Here is a 15,207-nt window from a genome sequence, read left to right on the forward strand (position 1 = left end):
GCGTGATTAACTAAACGGTACCTGCGTGAAAACCGGTTCCATGGGAAAATCCCGATTCCCTTTTCCGCCGTTTTTCCGTTCGATTCGTCATTCGTTCCGACCCCATGCCAACCGATTCCGCCACACCGCCGCGCAGCGGGTTCGCGCTCACGCTGCAAATCGTGTCCGTCGTCTGCTTCACGTTCATCTGCTACCTGACCATCGGCCTGCCGCTCGCGGTACTGCCGGGCTTCGTCCACGACGACCTCGGCTTTTCCGCGATCGTCGCGGGCGGCGCGATCAGCGTCCAGTATTTCGCGACGCTCGCGTCGCGGCCGCTCGCCGGGCGCCTCGCCGATACGCTCGGGCCGAAGCAGACGGTGCTGCGCGGGTTGATCGGCTGCGGCGTGTCGGGCGTCCTGCTGCTCGTCGCGCTGCTGCTCGCGCACTGGCCGGTCGCGAGCCTCGTGCTGCTGATCGCGAGCCGGCTCGTGCTCGGCGTCGGCGAAAGCCTGTGCGGCACCGGCGCGATCCTGTGGGGCATCGGCCGGGTCGGCGTCGCGCACAACGCGAAGGTGATCTCGTGGAACGGCATCGCGACCTACGGCGCGCTCGCGCTCGGCGCGCCGGTGGGCGTCGCGATCGCGCATACGCTGAATCCGGCGCTGATCGGCGTGATCGTGATCGCGCTGGCCGCGCTCGGCTTCTACCTCGCCCGCCTGATCGCTTCGGTGCCGCTCGTGCACGGCGAGCGGATGTCGTATGCGAGCGTGTTCACGCGCGTGCTGCCGCACGGCCTCGGCCTCGCGCTCGGCTCGGCCGGCTTCGGCTCGATCGCGACCTTCGTCACGCTGTACTACGCGGCGCGCCACTGGCCGAACGCCGCACTGTCGCTGACCGTGTTCGGCACGCTGTTCATCGGCGCGCGCCTGCTGTTCGCGAACACGATCAAGACCCACGGCGGCTTCCGCGTCGCGATCGTGTCGTTCGCGTTCGAATGCGCGGGCCTGCTGCTGTTGTGGCTCGCGCCGGTGCCGCACGTCGCGCTCGTCGGCGCGGCACTGACGGGCTTCGGCTTCGCGCTGATCTTCCCGGCGCTCGGCGTCGAGGCCGTCGCGCTCGTGCCGCCCGCGAGCCGCGGCGCGGCGCTGTCCGCGTATTCGGTGTTCCTCGACCTGTCGCTCGGCATCACCGGCCCGCTCGCCGGCTATGTGGCCGGTGCGTTCGGCTATCCGCAGGTGTTCCTGTTCGCGGCGGTGGCGGCTGCCGCGGGCGTCGCGCTGTCGATGGTGTTGTATCAGCGGCAGGCGCGTGTTGCGGGGAGCGGCGCGGCGGCGTGAGACACGTGACGCGCGTTGGCGCACGCGCAACGCGCGTCAACGCAGCAGCACATTGAAGTCTCGCAATACGCGGGCCGCATCGGGATGACGCCTGAACGGAACGGCGCTCCCGAGCGAAAGCTTCGGCGCGGCGCGATCGAAGAGCACGAGCGCTTCCGACGTGTTGAGATGGCGCGACATGTACAAAAATCCGTCGACGCGACGGGGATGCCGGTGGACGGCAAGCGACCACTGTTGCGGAACGTCGTACGGCGCGATGGTCGACAATGCGCCGTCGCCCCCGAGGTTTTTCAGCGGCAAGCCGTGCAGGACGGCCACGGTCAGCGGCGCGCCGTCAAATGAAAGGACGTGGCGATCGAGTTCGGTCGTCACGAGCGGAAAACCGCCCAGCGTCAGATCGGCAACTTCGTCATGCAGCACCGTCTCGGCGAATGCGCAATGCAGATCAAAGCCGAAATAGCTGGTGCCGTATCGCCGCCGCTTGCGCGGATCGTCGAAGCGATTGCCGCCGGACTTCCCGAAGTAAGGCTCGCCGGTCGCATATCGCGAGATGCGCACCAGCGTTGCGGGCGCAACCTCGCGGATGACGAGCCTCGCGCTCGCGAAATGCTCGCCCGGTGCCGTCAGCAAACGCGGCTCCTAGCGTTCGCGGAACGCCGCGGCGGCACGTTCGACATCGTCGAGCTTGCCACGCGACAGCGCGACGAGCGGGGTGACGCTGCCCAGCGACGCCTTGGGCGTCGTGAAGAACTGCCATTTGCTCCAGCCGGGCAAGTCGCCGAGACACTGCGTGACCCGCCCCAAGGTCTTGCGGTCGACGTCTCCCGCCAGATAGAAAGCCGGATAGTACTGTGCGGCGCCGACCTCGACCGCGAAGATACGCCCCGACGCGACCGCCTTGCTCAGCGCCTGCCGCGTCATGCCGAGCCCTGTCCACGTCTGCGCGGCGGACAGCAATCGGCCGTCGGCAACCAGCACGCGCCGTTCGGCCTGCACCTGCCGCTCGACATCGGCGACGCCGGCATCCGCGCGTGCAGCCGCCCCGGGCTTCCGCCGGCCGGACGGCTTCCTGTCGCGTGTCGCGGCAGCGGCGATACCGAAGGTGATCGTGCCGGCCAGATCGATGACCTGCGCGATGCCCACCTTGAACAGGTGCCCCAGTTGCTCGTCCGACAGCGCGAGCAGTGCGCGGGCGCGCTCGGGACCGAGCATGGTCGCGGCGCCGACCGCGCTGCGCAGCGCCTCCTCCGTCTCGACATCGAGAACGGCGGCCGCGCCTTCGAGCGCATGAGCTTGCGTGACCATCCTGACCTCCTGATCCAACCGGAAGATCAAGCGTAACCCCGAATCGAAACCAAGTCAACCAAGTCAACCATTTCGATCGGCTTTCCGAGCCGCTCTCATCGCCGTCGGTATTGCGTCACGCCGTCCGCAAAAACAACCGACGCGTGAGATCGAACGCGACGAGATTGCCGGCCACCACGAGCAGCAGCCCGATCACCGCGAGCGGGGACCATTGATAGCCCTCGAACACCGTCGACACGGCCAGCGCGACGATCGGGAACAGCACCGTGCAGTACGCGGCGCGCTCCGGCCCGATCCGGCCGACGAGCGTCAGGTAGGCGGTGAAGCCGATCACCGAGCCCGGCACGGCCAGGTACACAAGCGCGCCGAGATAGCGCGGGCTCATGTCGAGCGTGAACGGCATCCCGGCCACCGCGCTGCCGACGGTCAGGATCGCCGCGCCGATCAGCATCGCCCAGCCGTTGGTCGCGAGCGGGTGCAGCCCCATCGACTGCATCCGGCTCGACAGCAGGTTGCCCGCCGAGAAGCACATCGTGCCGGCGAACGCGATCGCGAGCCCGATCCACGTCGCGTGGTCGTCGAGATGGCCGGCCATCTGCTGCCAGAACAGGCATGCGATGCCGGTCAGGCCAAGCAGCGCGCCGGCGATCGCCGACGGCCGCAGCGGCCGGCCCATGAACAACCGGCCGTTGATCGAGTTCAGCAGCGGCGCGGTCGAGAAGATCACCGCGACGAGCCCGCTCGGCACGACCTGCTCCGCATAGTAGAAGCACAGGAAATTCAGGCAGAACAGCGCGAAGCCTTGTGCGACGAGAAAGCGCCACGCTTCGCGCGGCGGGCGCGCCGGGCGCCGCATCACGCGCAGCAGTGCGAACAGCACGGCGGCCGCGAGCCAGAAGCGCCACGCGATCGACACGGGCGGCGGCACCGAGCCGAGTTGCCACTTGATCGCGATCCAGGTGGTGCCCCAGATCAGCACGGTGACGAAATAAAGCGACAGGTTCATGGCGGCAATCCGGGAAATCGGGTGAATCGGGATCCCGACTATGCCGCCGCCCCGCGCGTGCCGATTGTCCGGAATTGCGGTCTTTTTCGGGACGCCGCACGCGCCATCGCGCGGCCGCTTATACTCGGCGCATCATGAGCCTCTCCCTCAGCGCCCCGCCCGTCGACCGCGCCGCCGCCCTGGCCGGCGGCGATCTGCCGTTCGGCCTGCAATCGGTCTGCCGCACGCTCGCCGACGCGAACGCGACGCTCGAGCGCTTCGCGTGGCTCGGCGACCATCTCGCGATCGCCGAATGGACGCGGATCACCGACGAAAGCGAGACGGTGTACGAGCAGCCCGGTCACCACACGCTGTCGTGCTACCTCGACGGCGGCTACCGGACCGAGCGCCAGCGCGTGCCGCGCTACGGCGCGCCGAGCCTGCTGTGCGCATTGCCGGGCGACCACGAATCGCGCTGGTGGGTGCGTGGCGAAATGCATTTCATCCACCTGTATTTCCTGCCCGAACACTTCACGCAGCGCGCGATCCGCGAACTCGATCGCGAACCGCGCGAACTGAAGCTCGCCGATCGCACCTATTTCGAGGATGCGCGCGTCGCCGCGCTGCTGCGCTCGCTCGCGCTCGACGGCTGGGACGATGCCGACGACCGGCTGCGCGTGAACGAAACCGCGCATGACGTGCTGAGCCTCCTGCTGCGCGGCCAGAGCACGACGCGCACCGACACGTCGTTCCGCGGCGGGCTCGCGCCGGCCGTGCGCCGCCGCGTGCGCGACTACATCGACACGTACCTGACGCAGCCGCTGACGCTCGGCGAACTCGCCGAGGTCGCCGCGCTGTCCGAATACCATTTCTCGCGGATGTTCCGGCTGTCGTTCGGCCGCGCGCCGCACGCATGGGTGGCCGAGCAACGGCTCGCCCGGGCCCGCGAGCTGCTGCGCACGACGGCGCTGCCGCTCGCGCAGATCGCGGCCGACTGCGGCTACGCGAACGCCGGCCACTTCAGCCATCGCTTTCGCGACGCGCACGGCACGACGCCGAATACGTACCGGCGCGCGATGCAGGGCCGCTGAGCGCGGCCCCTCGCCGCTTTTCCGTGCTTACGCGCCGCGCCGCGACAGTTCCTGCTCCAGCGCGGCGACGCCGGCCGGCAGGTCGACCGGCACCTTCAGGTCGACCATCGTGCGGCCGAACGCATGCAGCGTGCGGAACAGGTTGTGTTCGCGGCACTGCTCGCCCATCTGCCCGATCCGTACGATCGGCAACCCGAACGAACCCGAGATCTCGACCTGGTACTGCTTCGAGATATGGCCGCAGACCATCCCGGGCGTGAGCCCCTCCGGCGTCTCGATCCCGACCACCGAATTGAGCCGGCAGTCCTTCGGCGCATAAAGCTTGAGCCCCATCGATTCGACGCCCGCCTGCAGCGCCAGCGAGCAGCGCAGGTGGCGCGCGAAGCGGCTTTCGAGCGTCTCCGCGCAGACGAGCCGCAGCGCCTCGTGCAGCGCGAGCACGCCCGACACGGGCGCCGTGTAGTGATAGCCGGCGTTGTGCCAGAAGTTCTCCGCGAGCGCCATGTCGAGACACCAGTGCGCATTCGGCTCGGGGCGATTCTTCATGCGTTCCCACGCGGCATCGGAAAACGCGATCAGCGACACGCCGGGAATCGACGACAGCCCCTTCTGACCGCCGGTGATCACAGCGTCGATGCCCCACGCATCCATCTCGAGCGGCATCGTCGACAGCGTGCACACCGCGTCGACGACCACCAGCGCGCCGGCCGCCTTCGCGAGCGCGGCGATGTCGCGCAGGTCGCGGTTCCAGACGGTGTTCGACGTCTCGCCCTGCACGATCGTGACGATCTCGGGCCGCTCGCGCGCGATCGCGTCGGCGATCTCGTCGAGGCTCGCGACCGCGCGGTCGGCGACTTCGAGCGTCGCGACGTCGGCGCCGACGCGCGTGGCCATCTCGGCCATCCGCGCGCTGAAGAAGCCGTTGCGGATCGACAGCACGCGCGTGCCGCGCCATGCGAGATTCGAGATCGCCATTTCCATCGCGGCCGAGCCTGGGCCCGCGACGCCGAGCACCCACTTCGTGCGGGTCTGGAACACGTAGCGCGCCATCTCCTTCACCTGCTCGATGATCTTCGCCATCGTCGCGCCGAGGTGGTTGATCACGATCGTGTTCGCCTTGGCCACGGCGGCCGGGATCGGAACCGGGCCGGCCCCCATCATCAGCAGCGGTTCTTCGGGCAGGATCGCGTCGAGCGGCACGACGACGGGACAGGGAATCGGCGAATAATCGATGGACATGGCTGGAAAAAGATGAGGAAAGGAAGTGCTCGGACGCCTGCAGCACGGTACGGCGCGGCGAACTGATCGATCATTCCGCGTTCCGCCGCCCCGCGCAAGAGGCACGCACGTCCGGACAGCGCGACGCCGGCCCGGTCGCCGGACCGGGCCAGCCGGCCGCGCCCCGCTCGCGCGATGACCGCCGGATTGAAAAGGGATTGCCGGCCGCTTCCGAAACGGTTCCATTCGGGTTCCGCCCACATGATTTTCTCCGCCAATATCAGCAGCGATTCGCCGAAACCGGCGGTTCAGCCTGATTCTCGGATCGAACGAAATGGATCGGCCACGTGATACAAATCGCGGAGCGAATTCGATACACAAAATCCGAACGTGGAAAAAACATCCACTATTGCCGCATGTATTGGGGAACGACTCCGAAACTGCCGCGTCACCGTCCGGCCGATCTTCCACCCATCTTATTGATTTAAATAAGAAATATCCGCCTCCTCGACGCATATCCCAATACCGCGCCGGTTTTCCGGAACGCCCTTGCTGCATTGCAACGTTAAACGGGTACTCGCGATTTCGATTTTACGCAAGCCGCCCATTTTCTCAGGTTGACGGATATAGGTTCTGTATTGAACAATCGTCTGCGGAATCGAAATTCGATTTTCGATACGAGGGAGAGCTGGGGCCGCGCAATGCGCTTTCGATGTTGTGCGGCGATAAATCACAACCAAAATCAATCAACCGGGCCAGAAATACGCAGCCATGAACCAGATTCAGACCATGCGTGTATTCGTCTGCGTCGCCGAGCAGCAAAGCTTTCGGCGCGCGGCGCACCATCTCGGCGTGTCCAATGCGCTCGTCACGCGTTCGATCGCGATGCTCGAGGGCCACCTGAACACACGGCTGATCCATCGCACCACGCGCAACCTGTCGCTCACCGAGGCCGGCGTGCGCTACCTCGATGGTTGCCGTGCGCTGCTCGAGGAGTTCGACCACCTCGAATCGTCCGTCGCGCATGCGGTGCGCGAACCGGCCGGCACGCTGCGCGTCGTCGCGTCGGGGCTGATGTCGCCGCTGGCGCTGACGCCGCTCGTCAGCAGCTTCCGGCACCGCTACCCGGAGCTGCGCGTGCAGCTGACCGTCGCCGAAGGGCCGCTCGACGTGCTCGAATCGGGCTACGACGTCGGCATCGTCACCGGCACCCGGCTCGACGGCAACCCGTCGCTGATCGGCCATGCCCTTGCGCCGAACCCGTTCGTCGCGTGCGCGGCGCCGGCCTATCTCGACCGCCGCGGCGAGCCGCGCGTGCCCGACGATCTACCGGGTCACGACTGGGTCACGCTCGCATCGCACCAGCACGCGCCGACGTGGCAACTGGTCGGTCACGACGGCGTCGCCCATTCGGTCACGGTGCGCCCGGCCTGCACGGTCAACCAGCTCGCGCTCGTGCAGGCGGCGGCCGTGGCCGGCGCCGGCATCGCGGTGCTGCCCGAACCGTGCGTGGCCGACGCGCTCAACCACGGCACGCTCGTGCGCCTGATGGGCGGCTACCGGATCGACGATCCCGACGCGCAGTTGTCGCTCGTCTATCCGAACCGCCAGTACGTGCCGGCCCGCACGCGCAGCTTCGTCGAGCACGCACTCGAGCACTTCGGCGCGCCGGCCTCCCGCGAGCGGACGGACTACGGCTTCCTGCGGCCGGGGCGCGGGCCCGAACACGCCGACATCGTCACGGGCCTGCAGTAAACTGCGCGCGTCAGCCAGTGGAGGTGCAGCGTGCGCGTGATCCTGTTCAGCAGCCGGCAGTACGACGACGATTCATTCACCGCCGCCAACCGGCAGTTCGGCTATCGGCTGCACTTCCAGCCGTCGCACCTCGACGCGGAAACGGCGATCCTCGCGCACGGCTATGACGTCGTCTGCCCGTTCGTCAACGACACCGTCGACGCGGCCGTGCTCGAACGGCTCGCCGACGGCGGCACGCGGCTGATCGCGCTGCGCTCGGCGGGCTTCAACCATGTCGACCTCGCCGCCGCCGAACGGCTCGGCATCGCGGTCGTGCGCGTGCCCGCGTATTCGCCGCATGCGGTCGCCGAGCATGCGGTCGCGCTGATCCTCGCGCTCAACCGCCGCCTGCCGCGCGCCGTCGCACGCACGCGCGAAGGCGATTTCTCGCTGAACGGCCTGCTCGGCTTCGACCTGCACGGCAAGACCGTCGGCGTGATCGGCACCGGCATCATCGGCAGCGTGTTCGCGAAGATCATGATGGGCTTCGGGATGCATGTGCTCGCGCACTCGGTGCCGCCGTACAACGACGAGCTGATCGCGTTCGGCGCGCGCTACGTCGAGCTCGACGAGCTGCTGCATCACGCCGACATCGTCAGCCTGCATTGCCCGCTGCTGCCGTCGACACACCACCTGATCAACGAACGAACGCTCGCGCGGATGAAGCACGGCGCGATGCTGATCAACACGGGGCGCGGCGGCCTCGTCGATGCGCAGGCGCTGGTCGACGCGCTCAAGAGCGGCCAGCTGGGCCATCTGGGGCTCGACGTCTACGAAGAGGAAAGCGGGCTTTTCTTCGAGGATCACTCCGACCTGCCGCTGCAGGACGACGTGCTCGCGCGCCTGCTGACGTTCCCGAACGTGATCGTCACGTCGCACCAGGCATTCTTCACGCGCGAGGCGCTGGCCGAGATCGCGCACACGACGCTGCTGAACATCGAGGCGTGGCATGCGGGCGCTCCGCAGAACGTCGTGGCGGCAAATCGCTGAGAAACAGCCCGTTTGATGCCCGGCGGCGCATCCGCAATCGTTTGCTTGTGGTTGTTGCTGCGCACCGGACCCTATCTCGTCAACAATTCAGTGCATTGTTTCGAATGAAGTAACGTTTCGTGCGCGCCGTCTGATATCGTTGCGCCGACGTCCTTCCCTGCCTTTGCCGCTCATGCGTTTCGACGATTCCGACCTCGCCGCCGTCTACCGCGCCATTTTCGAACGGCGCGACATGCGCCACTTCACGCCGGCGCCCGTCGATCCGGCCGTGCTCGCGCGACTGCTGCGCGCGGCGCACCACGCACCGAGCGTCGGCTTCATGCAGCCGTGGCGCTTCATCCGCATCAGCGATCCCGCGTTGCGCACCGCCATTCACGCGCTGGTCGAGGCCGAGCGCCGCGCGACCGCCGACGCGCTCGGCGAGCGCCAGGACGAATTCATGCGGCTGAAGGTCGAGGGCGTGCGCGAATGCGGCGAGCTCCTCGTCGTCGCGCTCGCGGACGGCCGCGAGCGCCATGTGTTCGGCCGCCGCACGCTGCCGGAGATGGATCTGGCATCCACCGCGTGCGCGATCCAGAACATGTGGCTCGCGGCGCGCGCGGAAGGCCTCGGGATGGGATGGGTGTCGCTGTTCGACGTCGATGCGCTGCGCACGCTGCTGCGGATGCCCGACGGCGCGAAGCCGATCGCCGTGCTGTGCGTCGGGCACGTCGATGCGTTCTATGCGAAGCCGATGCTCGAGGAAGAACGCTGGGCCGCGCGCATGCCGATCGAAGCCTGCCTGTTCGAGAACGGCTGGGACGGTCCGGCGGCGATCGACGCGGCCGCTTCGGCTGCCGTGCCGTCGGATATGGCTCCGGACGCCCAAAGGGGAACCCCGTCGGACGCCATGCCCGACAGGTCATCCGAACGCATCGACTGATCCACGGCTAGCAGCCGTCGTCATTCCGGCGCTGAATCGCTGCATATCCCACATTGTGAGCCTCCCGCCTGCCATCCCGTCGCACGCCGGCAACAACCGTTTTGGCCCCAATCATACGGGTTTTCACTGAAGTAGAATCGCGGCTGACGTTCGCCTGACCGCCCGCCCGTCCCGCGCATCCTGCGCATGGCTCGAGCGACATCTTTTCCGAGCCTACCGCGATGCCCTTGCCTCTTTTCGCCCTTGCCGTCGCCGCATTTGGAATCGGTACCACCGAATTCGTGATCATGGGTCTGCTGCCGAACGTCGCGCGCGATCTCGGCGTGTCGATTCCGGCCGCCGGGATGCTCGTATCGGGCTACGCGCTCGGCGTGACGATCGGCGCGCCGATCCTCGCGATCGTCACCGCGAAGATGCCGCGCAAACGTGCGCTGATGGGCCTGATCGGGCTGTTCATCGCGGGCAACCTGTTCTGCGCGATCGCGCCCGGCTATGCGGTGCTGATGGCCGCGCGCGTCGTCACCGCGTTCTGCCACGGTGCGTTCTTCGGCATCGGCTCGGTGGTCGCGAGCAACCTCGTCGCGCCGAACCGCCGCGCGCAGGCGATCGCGCTGATGTTCACCGGCCTCACGCTCGCGAACGTGCTCGGCGTGCCGCTCGGCACCGCGCTGGGCCAGGCGTTCGGCTGGCGCGCGACGTTCTGGGCCGTTACCGGCATCGGCCTCGCCGCGGCCGCCGCGCTCGCGGTGTGCCTGCCGAAAAACCTCGCGATGCCCGACACCAGCATCACGCGCGAATTCAGCGTGCTGAAGCACCCGCAGGTGCTGATGGTGCTCGGCATCAGCGTGCTCGCATCCGCGAGCCTGTTCAGCGTGTTCACGTACATCACGCCGATCCTCGAGGACGTGACGGGCTTCTCGCCGCGGCAGGTCACCTACGTGCTGCTGCTGTTCGGCCTGGGGCTGACGGTCGGCGGCACGCTCGGCGGCAAGCTCGCCGACTGGCGCCGGATGCCGTCGCTGATCGCGACCCTCGCGCTGATCGGCATCGTCCTCGCGCTGTTCGCGGGCACGATGCATCTGCCGTTCGCCGCGCTCGCGACGATTTTCGTGTGGGGCATCCTCGCGTTCGCGATCGTGCCGCCGCTGCAGATCATGATCGTCGATCGCGCAAGCGACGCGCCGAACCTCGCGTCGACGCTGAACCAGGGCGCGTTCAACCTCGGCAACGCGACCGGCGCGTGGCTCGGCGGAATGGCGATCGGCTCCGGCGTGTCGCTCGTGAACCTGCCGTGGGTCGGCGTCGCGATGGCCGTCGCGGCGCTCGCGCTCACGCTGTGGTCGGCGTCGCTCGAACGCCGCCCGGTGGCCGTGCCGACCGAATACGTGTAACGCAACCCTGCCGCGATCGTTGCGTACGCAACTCCTATAGGGCCTGTTCACGCTAATAACGGGCTTGCGAACGTGCCTTGCCGACCGCAGTGCATTTCAACAACCTGCTAGACCTGACGGCCTTCATGGACCTTTCAACGGTCGCGGTGTAGCATCGCGGCCGATGAAAGCCATTCTCAATCGCGATTTCCTCGCGCTGATCCTGAGCGTCGCGGTCGTCGGCCTCGGGACCGGCGCGACGCTCCCGCTTACCGCGCTCGCGCTGACCGAAGCCGGACACGGCACCAACGTCGTCGGCATGCTGACGGCCGCGCAGGCGCTGGGCGGCCTCGCGATCGTGCCGTTCGTCACCGCGCTTGCGCGGCGCATCGGTGCGCGCCGCGCGATCGTCGTATCGGTCGTGCTGCTCGCGGCGGCCACCGCGCTGATGCAGTTCACGTCGAACCTGATTCTATGGGGCGTGCTGCGGGTGCTGTGCGGCGCCGCGCTGATGCTGCTGTTCACGATCGGCGAAGCATGGGTCAACCAGCTCGCCGACGATTCGACGCGCGGCCGCGTCGTCGCGATCTACGCGACCAATTTCACGCTGTTCCAGATGGCGGGCCCGGTGCTCGTCAGCCAGATCGCCGGCGCGACGAGTATCCGCTTTGCGCTGTGCGGCGCGCTGTTCCTGCTCGCGCTGCCGACGCTCGCGACGATCCGCCGTGCGCCGCTCGCCGGCGACGACGCGCATCACGAAGCGCACGGCCGCTGGCGCGACGTGCTGCCGCGCATGCCCGCGCTGATCATCGGCACCGGCTTCTTCGCGCTGTTCGATACGCTCGCGCTGTCGTTGCTGCCGCTCTACGCGATGGATCACGGCGTCGCGAGCGCGACCGCCGTGCTGCTCGCGTCGATCATGCTGTTCGGCGATACCGCGATGCAGTTCCCGATCGGCTGGCTCGCGGACAAACTCGGCCGCGAACGTGTGCACCTTGGCGCCGGCTGGATCGTGCTCGTGGGTCTGCCGCTGCTGCCGTTCGTCATCGCGAACCCGTGGCTGTGCTGGCCGCTGCTGTTCGTGCTCGGCGCGGCGGCCGGCAGCATCTACACGCTGTCGCTCGTCGCGTGCGGCGAGCGTTTCCGCGGCGCGGCGCTCGTCACCGCGAGCTCGCTCGTGTCGGCGTCGTGGAGCGCCGCGAGCTTCGGGGGTCCGCTGGTTGCGGGTGCGTTGATGGAGCAACTGGGCAGCAACGCGCTGGTCGGCGTGCTGGTCGTCTGCGTCGCCGCGTTCGTCGCGGCCGCGTTGTGGGAACGACGCGCGGCGGTGCAACGCGCGGTCTGATCCAGGTTGGCGTTGGCGTTGGCGTTGGCGTTGGCGTTGGCGTTGGCGTTGGCGTTGGCGTGAGCGTGAGCGTGAGCGTGAGCGTGAGCGCGCGGCATCATGCATCGATACGCATCGGCCCGCTCGCGCCCATCCTCCATAAACGAAAACGGCCCGCGCAATGCGAGCCGCCCTGTCATTCCGTACTACGCGTGACCGATGCGTGACGTTTCGCGCTGCGCTCCGTCAAGCACGCCGCGCCGGCAAAATCCTGCCCGCACACGTGCCGAAGCCGACGCGATAGCCGTCGCCTTGGCACCAGCCGTTCAGCGTCAGTTCGTCGCCGTCCTCGATGAACGTGCGGCTGCCACCACCGTTCAGCGCGACCGGCTCCTTGCCGTTCCACGTCAGTTCGAGCAGGCTGCCGAACGAATCATTCGTCGGCCCGCTGATCGTGCCCGAACCCATCAGATCGCCCACGCGCGTGTTGCAGCCGGCGACCGTGTGATGCGCCAACTGCTGGGCCATCGTCCAGTACATGTGCTTGAAGTTGGTGCGGCAGATCGACGTCGCCTCGGCCGCACCCTCCGCGCGCAGCGTCACTTCCAGCGCGATGTCGAACGCATGCTTGCCCGCATGCTGCAGATACGCGAGCGGCTGCGGCGACTGCTCCGGCTGCGCGACGCGGAACGGCTCGAGCGCGTCGAGCGTGACGATCCACGGCGAGATCGTCGTCGCGAACGTCTTCGCGTTGAACGGGCCGAGCGGCACGTACTCCCACTGCTGGATGTCGCGCGCGCTCCAGTCGTTCAGCAGCACCATCCCGAAGATATGCGCTTCCGCGTCCTCGCACGCGATCGGCTCGCCGAGTGCGTTGCCCTTCCCGACGATGAAGCCCGTTTCCAGCTCGATGTCGAGCTTGCGGCACGCGCCGAACACCGGGCGCTCCTGGTCGGGCAGCTTCAGTTGCCCGTTCGGGCGCCGCACCGGCGTGCCGCTCACGACCACCGACGACGCACGGCCGTTGTAGCCGATCGGCATCTCCGACCAGTTCGGCAGCAGCGCATTCTTCGGATCGCGGAACATCGAGCCGACGTTGGTCGCGTGCTCCTTCGACGAATAGAAATCGGTATAGCCGGGAATCTCGACCGGCAGATGCAGCGTCGCGTCGCGCTGCGCGACGAGCATCTGCGCGCGAAGCGTCGCGTCGTCGCGCAACCGTGCGTTGTCTTGCGAAAACAGTTCGGACAACTGCACGCGTACGCTGCGCCATACGTCGCGGCCGAGCGCGATGAACGCGTTGAGCGTCGGCGCGGCGAACGCATCGGCGCCGGCCGGCAACGTCACGAGGCCCGCACGCGCCAGCGCCGCGAGATCGACGATCTGGTCGCCCAGCGCGACGCCCGCACGGCGCACACCCTGCTTCGCATCGCTGAAGATCCCGAACGGCAGGTTCTGGATCGGGAAATCGCAGGCGGGATCGTTCGCCGTGTCGACCCAGCTCTTGCGGGCCGGGTCGAGCGTCGCGCGCCAGTCTTGGGTGTCGCTCATCGTTGCTCCGGATTGAAGTGTTTCTGGATGCCTTGCCAGCATTCGAAGTAATCGGCCTGCAGCTGCGCGGTGTCGAGCGCGTAGCGCGTCGGCCGGATCAGCGTGCGGGTTTCGAACATGAACGCCATCGTCGCATCGACCTTGTGCGGCTTCGTCGTGTCGCTCGCCGACGCCTTCTCGAACGTGTCCGCGTCGGGCCCGTGGCCCGACATGCAGTTGTGCAGGCTCGCGCCGCCCGGCACGAAGCCCTCGGCCTTCGCGTCGTACGCGCCGTGCACGAGCCCCATGAACTCGCTCGCGACGTTGCGGTGGAACCACGGCGGGCGGAACGTATCCTCGGCCGCGAGCCAGCGCGGCGGGAAGATCACGAAGTCGATCGTGTCGACGCCCGGCGTATCGCTCTGCGACTGCAGCACGAGGAAGATCGACGGATCGGGATGGTCGAAGCTGATCGAGCCGATCGTGTTGAACAGGCGCAGATCGTATTTGACCGGCGCGTAGTTGCCGTGCCACGCGACGACGTCGAGCGGCGAATGGCCGATGTCCGCGCGCCAGAGGCGCCCGTTCAGCTTCGCGATCAGCTCGAACGCGCCTTCGCGGTCTTCATACGCGGCCTGCGGCGTCAGGAAATCGCGCGGGTTCGCGAGCCCGTTCGAGCCGATCGGGCCGAGATCCGGCAGGCGCAACAGTGCGCCGAAGTTTTCGCAGATGTAGCCGCGCGCGTCGCCGTCCGGCAGCGCGACGGTAAAACGCACGCCGCGCGGAATCACCGCGATCTCGAACGGCTCGACGTCGAGCCGGCCGAATTCGGTCGCGATGAACAGGCGCCCCTGCTGCGGCACGATCAGCAGTTCGCCGTCCGCGCTGTAGAAGAAGCGGTCCTGCATCGAGCGGTTCGCCGCGTACAGGTGGATCGCGCAGCCGTTCATCGCGGCGGCCGACCCGTTGCCGGCCATCGTCACGAGGCCGTCGACGAAATCGGTCGGCTCGACCGGCATCGGCAGCGGATCCCACCGCAACTGATTGGGCGGCGTCGGCGGCACGTCGGCCGAGTCGCCGAATTCCGACACGAGCCGCTGCGGGCCCGCATACGGCTCGAACGGCCGATGCACCGCGGCCGGGCGAATCCGGTACAGCCACGAGCGGCGGTTGTGGCCGCGCGGCGCGGTAAACGCGGTGCCCGACAACTGCTCCGCGTACAGCCCGTACGGCGCGCGCTGCGGCGAGTTGCGCCCGTGCGGCAGCGCGCCGGGCAGCGCCTCGGTCGCGAATTCGTTCGCGAAACCGCTCAGGTAGCCGGCGGTCGCCGGTTTCGACAGGTCAAGCGTCATCGTTTCC

The 15,207-nt window shown here is 67.8% G+C and carries 13 protein-coding genes; 7 read left to right on the forward strand and 6 right to left on the reverse strand.

Translation table 11 applies throughout. The annotated features are described in order from the left end of the window. The first annotated feature begins 104 nt into the window (after positions 1-104). Positions 105-1,319 (forward strand): MFS transporter, encoded by a 1,215-nt coding sequence (locus C4B30_RS10045; protein WP_105132529.1) that lies wholly within the window; start codon positions 105-107, stop codon positions 1,317-1,319. 36 nt (positions 1,320-1,355) lie between these two features. Here the strand turns inward: C4B30_RS10045 and C4B30_RS10050 are convergent, their stop codons facing one another. The 3 genes from C4B30_RS10050 to C4B30_RS10060 all read right to left on the reverse strand — a co-directional run bounded on the left by C4B30_RS10050 (position 1,356) and on the right by C4B30_RS10060 (position 3,630). Further along, complete coding sequence (locus C4B30_RS10050; protein ID WP_105132530.1) at positions 1,356-1,949, reverse strand: RES family NAD+ phosphorylase; 594 nt, start codon at positions 1,947-1,949, stop codon at positions 1,356-1,358. A 9-nt stretch (positions 1,950-1,958) separates the two neighbouring features. Further along, positions 1,959-2,642: a hypothetical protein gene (locus tag C4B30_RS10055; protein ID WP_234015426.1), complete on the reverse strand. Its 684-nt coding sequence runs from the start codon at positions 2,640-2,642 to the stop codon at positions 1,959-1,961. A 97-nt stretch (positions 2,643-2,739) separates the two neighbouring features. Beyond that, positions 2,740-3,630 (reverse strand): DMT family transporter, encoded by an 891-nt coding sequence (locus C4B30_RS10060; RefSeq protein ID WP_027783670.1) that lies wholly within the window; start codon positions 3,628-3,630, stop codon positions 2,740-2,742. Between the two features lie 134 nt (positions 3,631-3,764). Between C4B30_RS10060 and C4B30_RS10065 the strand changes: the two genes are divergently transcribed. After that, a complete protein-coding gene (locus tag C4B30_RS10065) occupies positions 3,765-4,700 on the forward strand; it encodes a helix-turn-helix domain-containing protein (protein WP_027783669.1) in 936 nt (311 codons plus the stop codon). 27 nt (positions 4,701-4,727) lie between these two features. Here C4B30_RS10065 and C4B30_RS10070 read toward each other — a convergent pair whose 3' ends face one another. After that, on the reverse strand, positions 4,728-5,939 hold the full coding sequence (locus C4B30_RS10070) for a pyridoxal-phosphate-dependent aminotransferase family protein (protein WP_006484921.1): 1,212 nt from the start codon (positions 5,937-5,939) through the stop codon (positions 4,728-4,730). A 750-nt stretch (positions 5,940-6,689) separates the two neighbouring features. Here C4B30_RS10070 and C4B30_RS10075 point away from each other — a divergent pair. The 5 genes from C4B30_RS10075 to C4B30_RS10095 all read left to right on the forward strand — a co-directional run bounded on the left by C4B30_RS10075 (position 6,690) and on the right by C4B30_RS10095 (position 12,339). After that, the gene (locus tag C4B30_RS10075) at positions 6,690-7,673 is read left to right on the forward strand and encodes a LysR family transcriptional regulator (protein WP_105132531.1); all 984 of its coding nucleotides are present in this window, start codon (positions 6,690-6,692) and stop codon (positions 7,671-7,673) included. A gap of 30 nt (positions 7,674-7,703) precedes the next feature. Further along, on the forward strand, positions 7,704-8,702 hold the full coding sequence (locus tag C4B30_RS10080) for a 2-hydroxyacid dehydrogenase (RefSeq protein ID WP_027783666.1): 999 nt from the start codon (positions 7,704-7,706) through the stop codon (positions 8,700-8,702). A gap of 172 nt (positions 8,703-8,874) precedes the next feature. Continuing rightward, positions 8,875-9,624, forward strand: a complete 750-nt coding sequence (bluB, locus tag C4B30_RS10085; RefSeq protein ID WP_105132532.1) for a 5,6-dimethylbenzimidazole synthase — start codon at positions 8,875-8,877, stop codon at positions 9,622-9,624. Between the two features lie 221 nt (positions 9,625-9,845). After that, the gene (locus C4B30_RS10090) at positions 9,846-11,015 is read left to right on the forward strand and encodes an MFS transporter (protein ID WP_027783664.1); all 1,170 of its coding nucleotides are present in this window, start codon (positions 9,846-9,848) and stop codon (positions 11,013-11,015) included. A gap of 163 nt (positions 11,016-11,178) precedes the next feature. Further along, the gene (locus C4B30_RS10095; protein ID WP_105132533.1) at positions 11,179-12,339 is read left to right on the forward strand and encodes an MFS transporter; all 1,161 of its coding nucleotides are present in this window, start codon (positions 11,179-11,181) and stop codon (positions 12,337-12,339) included. Between the two features lie 225 nt (positions 12,340-12,564). Here C4B30_RS10095 and fahA read toward each other — a convergent pair whose 3' ends face one another. Both fahA and hmgA read right to left on the reverse strand, forming a co-directional pair. Then, positions 12,565-13,869: a fumarylacetoacetase gene (gene fahA, locus C4B30_RS10100; RefSeq protein WP_105132534.1), complete on the reverse strand. Its 1,305-nt coding sequence runs from the start codon at positions 13,867-13,869 to the stop codon at positions 12,565-12,567. Further along, positions 13,866-15,200: a homogentisate 1,2-dioxygenase gene (gene hmgA / locus C4B30_RS10105; protein WP_089499681.1), complete on the reverse strand. Its 1,335-nt coding sequence runs from the start codon at positions 15,198-15,200 to the stop codon at positions 13,866-13,868. Before hmgA ends, fahA begins: the two co-directional genes overlap by 4 nt. Between the last annotated feature and the right edge of the window lie 7 nt (positions 15,201-15,207).

Origin of the sequence: Burkholderia sp. BE12 (genome assembly GCF_002959955.1) — a bacterium.
Classification (GTDB): domain Bacteria; phylum Pseudomonadota; class Gammaproteobacteria; order Burkholderiales; family Burkholderiaceae; genus Burkholderia.